Origin of the sequence: Streptomyces sp., from assembly GCF_036566765.1 — a bacterium.
Classification (GTDB): Bacteria; Actinomycetota; Actinomycetes; order Streptomycetales; family Streptomycetaceae; genus Streptomyces.
Genome location: NZ_DATCVQ010000062.1, coordinates 1 through 5129 on the forward strand (window position 1 = coordinate 1; position 5129 = coordinate 5129).

At 67.8% G+C, this 5129-nt stretch carries 4 protein-coding genes; 1 reads left to right on the top strand and 3 read right to left on the bottom strand.

All coding sequences use genetic code 11. The features are described 5' to 3' along the window. Positions 1-248: 248 nt before the first annotated feature. Both dop and arc read right to left on the bottom strand, forming a co-directional pair. Positions 249-1760: a depupylase/deamidase Dop gene (gene dop, locus VIU94_RS03085; RefSeq protein ID WP_349258570.1), complete on the bottom strand. Its 1512-nt coding sequence runs from the start codon at positions 1758-1760 to the stop codon at positions 249-251. A 249-nt stretch (positions 1761-2009) separates the two neighbouring features. Then, a complete protein-coding gene (gene arc, locus VIU94_RS03090) occupies positions 2010-3776 on the bottom strand; it encodes a proteasome ATPase (protein ID WP_331907235.1) in 1767 nt (588 codons plus the stop codon). Positions 3777-4032: 256 nt separating this feature from the next. Between arc and VIU94_RS03095 the strand changes: the two genes are divergently transcribed. Beyond that, complete coding sequence (locus VIU94_RS03095) at positions 4033-4344, top strand: ferredoxin (RefSeq protein WP_331907237.1); 312 nt, start codon at positions 4033-4035, stop codon at positions 4342-4344. 4 nt (positions 4345-4348) lie between these two features. Here VIU94_RS03095 and VIU94_RS03100 read toward each other — a convergent pair whose 3' ends face one another. Then, positions 4349-4918 (bottom strand): hypothetical protein, encoded by a 570-nt coding sequence (locus VIU94_RS03100; protein ID WP_331907239.1) that lies wholly within the window; start codon positions 4916-4918, stop codon positions 4349-4351. Positions 4919-5129: the final 211 nt, after the last annotated feature.

Genomic DNA, 5129 nt, shown 5'->3' on the forward strand with positions numbered 1-5129 from the left:
ACTTCCTCGGTGGAGCGTGTGGCCTTCTGCTGGCCGCCGCCGGTGTCCTTGGTTGACATAACCCTCACCCCGCTCAGTTCGCCCGACATGGTCGACAGGTCGGCATTGCTGCCGATCGGTGATGATCAGACCCTACAAGCCGGGTCTGACATCGGCCCCGCAGTTTCTCCAACGTACGGGGGCCACCTCGATGATTCCCGGACGTCGGGATTTCCACCCTGTCCGGAGGTCTCGTTCCGGGTACCCGCTCAGCCGCCGGAGAGGACCCTGACCAGGTCTTCCGCCGTGCGGCAGCGGTCCAGGAGCTCCTTGACGTGATTTCGCGTTCCGCGAAGCGGTTCGAGGGTTGGGACCCGTTGGAGCGAGTCCCGGCCCGGGAGGTCGAAGATCACCGAGTCCCAGGAGGCCGCGGCGACGTCGTCGGCGTACTGCTCCAGGCAGCGGCCGCGGAAGTACGCGCGGGTGTCCTCAGGGGGCTTGGTACGGGCTCGCTCGACCTCGTTCTCGTCCAGCAGGCGCTTGATGCGGCCGCGGGCCGCGAGTCGGTTGTAGAGGCCCTTGTCGGCTCGTACGTCGGCGTACTGGAGGTCCAGGAGGTGCAGTTTCGCGGCGTCCCAGTCGAGGTCGTCGCGGCGCCGGTAGCCCTCCATGAGTTCGCGTTTGGCGACCCAGTCGAGCTCGCCGGCGAGGCTCATGGGGTTGTTCTCGAGGCGGTTGAGGGTGTCCTCCCAGCGGGCCAGGATGTCCTTGGTCTGGTCGTCCGCGTCGGCGCCGAAGCGTTCTTCGACGTACTTGCGGGAGAGCTCGTAGTACTCCATCTGGAGCTGGACCGCGGTGAGTGTGCGGCCGCTGCGGAGGGTGACCAGGCGCTGGAGGGTGGGGTCGTGCGACACCTGGTGCAGGGTCCGTACCGGCTGGTCGACCGCGAGGTCCACCGCGATGAAGCCATCCTCGATCATGGACAGGACGAGAGCCGTGGTGCCGAGCTTCAGGTAGGTCGAGATCTCCGAGAGGTTCGCGTCGCCGATGATCACGTGGAGGCGGCGGTACTTCTCGGCGTCGGCGTGGGGCTCGTCGCGGGTGTTGATGATCGGGCGCTTGAGGGTGGTCTCCAGGCCGACCTCGACCTCGAAGTAGTCGGCGCGCTGGCTGAGCTGGAAGCCGTGTTCGTGTCCGTCCTGGCCGATACCGACGCGGCCGGCGCCTGCGAAGACCTGGCGGGAGACGAAGAAGGGCGTGAGGTGGCGCACGATGTCCGAGAAGGGGGTTTCCCGCTTCATCAGGTAGTTCTCGTGCGTGCCGTAGGAGGCGCCCTTGTTGTCGGTGTTGTTCTTGTAGAGGTGGATGGGCTGGGCGCCGGGGAGCTGGGCGGCCCGCTCGGCGGCCTCCGCCATGATCCGCTCGCCGGCCTTGTCCCAGAGGACGGCGTCGCGCGGATTGGTGACCTCGGGGGCGCTGTACTCGGGGTGCGCGTGGTCCACGTAGAGCCGGGCCCCGTTGGTGAGGATCACGTTCGCCAGGCCGATGTCCTCGTCGGTGAGCTGGCTGGAGTCGGCGGCCTCGCGGGCGAGGTCGAAGCCGCGGGCGTCCCGCAGCGGATTCTCCTCCTCGAAGTCCCAGCGGGCGCGCCGCGCCCGGTGCATCGCCGCCGCGTAGGCGTTGACGATCTGGGACGAGGTGAGCATGGCATTGGCGTTCGGGTGGCCCGGGACGGAGATGCCGTACTCCGTCTCAATGCCCATTACTCGCCGTACGGTCATGCGGCCCTCCTTGCCCGGCGGCGCTCCCGTCCGGGAACGGCGCTCAAGTACCGCTGCGTCTCCGGTGCGTGTGCGGTGCCCGTCCCCGCACTGCGCGACTCAGCGGTACCGATGAGCCTAGAACGCCTCTGCGCTGGTGGGGAGATCAATTCGGTCATTGCTGGGGGTGAATGGCCGTGCCGGCCGGTGCCCTCGGAATGCGACGGCTGCGGATGTCCGTCTTCCGGACATCCGCAGCCGGCCGGCGTTCTAGAGGTACTGACCGGTGTTGGCCACCGTGTCGATGGAGCGTCCGGTGTCCGCGCCCTGCTTTCCGGTGACGAGGGTGCGGATGAAGACGATCCGCTCGCCCTTCTTTCCGGAGATCCGGGCCCAGTCGTCCGGGTTGGTGGTGTTCGGCAGGTCCTCGTTCTCCTTGAACTCGTCCACGCACGCCTGGAGGAGATGGGAGACCCGAAGGCCCTTCTGGTTGTGGTCGAGGAAAGCCTTGATGGCCATCTTCTTGGCCCGGTCGACGATGTTCTGGATCATCGCTCCGGAGTTGAAGTCCTTGAAGTAGAGGACTTCCTTGTCGCCGTTCGCGTACGTCACCTCGAGGAAGCGGTTCTCCTCGGATTCGGCGTACATCTGCTCCACGACCGACTGGATCATTCCGTTCGCGGCGGCGTCCTTCGAGCCGCCGTGCTCGGCGAGGTCGTCGGAGTGCAGCGGCAGCGAGGAGGTGAGGTACTTCGCGAAGATGTCCCTGGCCGCCTCTGCGTCCGGACGCTCGATCTTGATCTTGACGTCGAGCCGGCCCGGCCGCAGGATCGCCGGGTCGATCATGTCCTCGCGGTTGGAGGCGCCGATGACGATGACGTTCTCCAGCCCCTCCACGCCGTCGATCTCGGCGAGCAGCTGCGGGACGATGGTGTTCTCCACGTCCGAGCTGACACCGGAGCCGCGGGTGCGGAAGAGGGATTCCATCTCGTCGAAGAAGACGATGACGGGGGTGCCCTCGCTCGCCTTCTCACGGGCACGCTGGAAGACGAGGCGGATGTGCCGCTCGGTCTCGCCGACGTACTTGTTGAGGAGTTCCGGGCCCTTGATGTTCAGGAAGTAGGACTTTCCGGCGGGCTGGCCGGTGACCTCGGCGACCTTCTTGGCAAGGGAGTTGGCGACGGCCTTGGCGATCAGCGTCTTGCCGCAGCCGGGCGGCCCGTAGAGCAGGATGCCCTTGGGCGGCCGGAGCTCGTGCTCCTTGAAGAGGTCGGGGTAGAGGTACGGAAGCTCGACGGCGTCCCGGATCATCTCGATCTGGCCGCCGAGGCCGCCGATCTTGCCGTAGTCGACGTCGGGGACCTCTTCGAGGACCAGTTCCTCGACCTCGCTCTTGGGCACGACCTCGTAGACGTACCCGGAGCGGGGCTCCAGGAGCAGGGCGTCGCCGGGGCGGATGGTGATGTCGAGGAGCGGCTCGGCGAGCCTGACCACCCGTTCCTCGTCGGTGTGCCCGATCACCAGGGCGCGCTCGCCGTCCTCGAGGATCTCCTTGAGGGTGACGATGTCGCCGACGCTCTCGTACTCCATGGCCTCGACCACGTTGAGAGCTTCGTTGAGCATCACTTCCTGGCCGCGCCGGAGCTCTTCGAGTTCGACGCTGGGGCTGACGTTCACCCGCAGTTTGCGGCCGCCGGTGAAGATGTCGGCGGTGCCGTCCTCGATGGCCTGCAGGAAGACTCCGAAGCCGGCCGGCGGCTGTGCGAGCCGGTCGACTTCTTCCTTGAGGGCCACGATCTGGTCGCGGGCCTCACGGAGCGTGTTGGCGAGCCGCTCGTTCTGTGCGGAGACGCCGGCCAGGTTTGTCTGTAGCTCGACGATCCGCTCTTCGAGAATCCTCGTATGACGCGGAGAGTCGGCGAGCTTGCGGCGCAGGACGGCGATTTCCTGCTCGAGATAGGCAACCTGGCCGGCAGGGTCTTCAGACCCCCGCCCGGGCCGGATGCCGCGGTTGATGTCGTCGTCGTGGGCTGCCACGGTCCTCACCTCCTCCAAGGGGAGCTGGACGCTTCCTGACCCTACCTGCGTGGGTGGCGATTGAAACCCCTAGATCAATAAAGACTGTCGGGGCGTGTCCGATCTTCACCCTTGCGCTTCCCCTCACGCCAGGGAAATACCCACCCATGAAACATCGGAAAGCGGGCGGTTGTATCGTCGTCGGTGGTCAACACCCGTCAGGGCTGGCCCGACTTACTTCAGAATGCTTCACCGGACGCAGGAAACGGCAGGAGATATGACCGTGCAGCACGAGGCACCGTCCACGGGCGCCGCGGAGGCGCTGGAGGTCTGGATCGATCAGGACCTCTGCACCGGGGACGGGATCTGCGCGCAATACGCGCCGGAGGTCTTCGAGCTGGACATCGACGGCCTCGCGTACGTGAAGAGCGCGGACGACGAGCTGCTCCAGGCCCAGGGGGCGACGACCCCGGTGCCGCTGCCGCTGCTGCAGGACGTGGTGGACTCCGCCAAGGAGTGCCCGGGCGACTGCATCCACGTACGGCGCGTCACGGACGGCGTCGAGGTGTACGGCCCCGACGCCGAGTGACGGATCAGACGCTCTGCGCCGCCGCTCGAGCGGCAGTGCGGACGAACGTGCCGCCCTGCCAGCGCCATTCGGCGCTCTCCTTCACATCGGGACAGCAGCTCGGCACGTCCGCGGACGAGTAGCCGAGCAGCGTGGCCGTGACCACTCCGTCACGGACCGCGAGCGTCTCGACGTTCTGCTTGCTCGTCGGCTCGACGAGCGTGGCGACGACTCGGGCGGCGCCGTCCTTGCCCCGGGTCAGCACATAGACCCCGCTCGGCGGGGTGCCGGAACCGGCGTCGCAGTGCGCCACCGCCACGGTCTCCGGACTGCCGTCGCCGTCGAGGTCTCCGGCGGCCTTTCTCGCGACCACGCTGGGCGCTCCCCCGCACTCCAGGGGGTACGCGGCGGTGGCCGCGTCCGGCGCGGGTTTCAGGGCCGGCCGGGGACCGTCCGCGCCTGTGGTGGCCGTGGCCGCGTCGGGCTGAAGCAGGCCGGCGCCGGCGACGACGGCGGCCATCGCGGCCGCGGTGGCGAGCCAGTGCACCGGGCGGGTGTGGGTGTGCGCGAGGTCCGGGAGGGCGGCGGGCTGCACGCGAGGCGTCTCCTGTGAGGCAGTGCGAGGGGAGTGGCCAGCATCGTGCCACACGTCACAGGAGGGCGGAACAGGTGGGGTGCGACCGAGTGCGCGGGGCGCGACCGGTGTGAACGCGGCGGCGCCGCCGTCGAGTTCTCGCCAGGGGCGGGGAACTCGGCGGCGGCATCTTCACGTTCGGGTACGTTCGCGTTTGCTTTCGGCATTTCCC

Excerpts from the sequence above, each read along its gene's own strand:
- dop (WP_349258570.1), bottom strand. The coding sequence starts at position 1,760 with ATGACCGTACGGCGAGTAATGGGCATTGAGACGGAGTACGGCATCTCC.
- VIU94_RS03095 (WP_331907237.1), top strand. The coding sequence starts at position 4,033 with ATGACCGTGCAGCACGAGGCACCGTCCACGGGCGCCGCGGAGGCGCTG.